The 1637-nt window shown below is 59.1% G+C and carries 1 protein-coding gene and 1 pseudogene; one reads left to right on the top strand and one right to left on the bottom strand.

All coding sequences use genetic code 11. The features are described from left to right. Window positions 1–466 precede the first annotated feature (466 nt). A complete protein-coding gene (locus DBR20_RS15600; protein WP_181393103.1) occupies window positions 467–1270 on the top strand; it encodes a type I restriction enzyme HsdR N-terminal domain-containing protein in 804 nt (267 codons plus the stop codon). 137 nt (window positions 1271–1407) lie between these two features. Here DBR20_RS15600 and DBR20_RS22375 read toward each other — a convergent pair. After that, a pseudogene (locus DBR20_RS22375) lies at window positions 1408–1637 on the bottom strand (hypothetical protein); the annotation flags it as partial.

Below are 1637 nucleotides of genomic sequence, written 5' to 3'. Positions count from 1 at the left end.
CGTCCGTCCAGTGCCCCGACGGTCCCGCAATGGCCACAGCCGTATCGCCCATCATCAGCCTGGCGCATGCCAGATGCGTCAGCACCCTGATCCGCCACTGGGAAGCATCACGCTTGCGGACGAGGACATCGAGCCCAACCCGAACTGGCTCATGCACATGTGCCCTCTCAATGATCGGTTCCCATTGCGGATGCACCTTTCACGCGAATGTCCGGCCCGAAAACCGGATCGCCCCTCCCTGCCTAGGCAAGCCTCAAGTGGGCGGGCATACGATCTTGTCCTCTTTTGGCTGGCCCTTGAGGCAGTGGCCAGCATTTCTCCCAGATCCCGCCCTTCAGGACACTATCGAATCAGCGCAGGATCAGCCTGGACGGTAGCAGGTGGCGGGGACGCCCCTGCCCCCTTGCACTCCATTGCGCAGGACTGCTCAAAGCATCAGTATTCGCAGACGACAACGGGAAGGAGCATGGATGTGCTGAAGATTCCAAAGAAGGTCTCGGACAGATGGCCGACAACGGTAAGGTCGCTGGTCTCGGTCGCTGTTTCCCATAAGACCAAAGATGTGTCTGAAGCCGATACGGTGACCCTAGTCAAGGACATGCTTGCCGACATCTTCGGCTACGACAAGTACAACGAGCTGACTAGCGAGCAGCAGATCAGGGGAACGTTTTGCGACCTGGCGGTGAAGATCGACGGCAAGATCAGGGTTCTGATCGAGGTGAAAGCAGCAGCAATCTCGCTAAACGAGACACATCTGCGCCAGGCCATCAACTATGGCGCCCACGAGGGCATCGAGTGGATCGTGCTCACCAACGCACTGGAATGGCGCCTCTACAGAATCAAGTTCGGCCAACCCATCGAGTACGAGCTCGTCTCATCGTTCTGCATAGCGGATGTCAACCTAAAGAACGAAGAAGACCAGCGCAAATTGTTCCTACTCTGTAGAGAAGGAATCACCTCTGACGCGATGGGCCTGTATCACCAGCACATCTCGGTGCTCAACAAGTTCACGGTTGCGCAGGTTGTTCTCGGAGAGCCGGTCGTTTCTGTCATCCGCCGAGAGCTTCGCCGCCTGTTCCCGGAACTGAAGATCGAGTCGGAGGCAGTTGTTGAGCTTCTCAACAACGAGATTCTGAAACGTGAGGTCCTGGACGGAGAGAAGGTGAAGGATGCTCAGCAGCGCATACGCCGGGCAGTCTCCAAGAATGCCAAAGCGCAGGCGAAGAAGGCTCCCTCACTCGAGACTGCGCAAGAGCCCGCACTGAGCTAGATCCTGGAGTTGCGATCGGGCCCACCACCCTCGCGCTGAAGAGCTGAAAAGGAGGGGCGACCGCTCACGGGAGGCCGCCCACTTGGCCGACGCTCGGGAGCTGAGTGCCTGTAACGGCCTATCTCACCCGGGCCAACTCAGATCGGCCCCAGATCCTTCACCACCGCTTGGCCGTGCTGCAGAAATCCGATCAGCATGTGACCACCCGCTACCGTACGGCCCATTTTCCCATTGAGGTAGGCTGCCTGAAGCCGCCCGGCGGCCATCAGTTCTGCCTGCGCCATGCTTCCCGGCACTCCGTGCAACGGCTCGCCGGGAGATGCCAGTTGTCCACTGATCGGTTGCACCACAGTAGGGCGCTGACTGT

Origin of the sequence: Stenotrophomonas sp. HMWF023 (assembly GCF_003060985.1) — a bacterium.
Lineage (GTDB): Bacteria > Pseudomonadota > Gammaproteobacteria > Xanthomonadales > Xanthomonadaceae > Stenotrophomonas > Stenotrophomonas lactitubi.
This window is presented reverse-complemented; position numbering and strand designations above follow the sequence as displayed.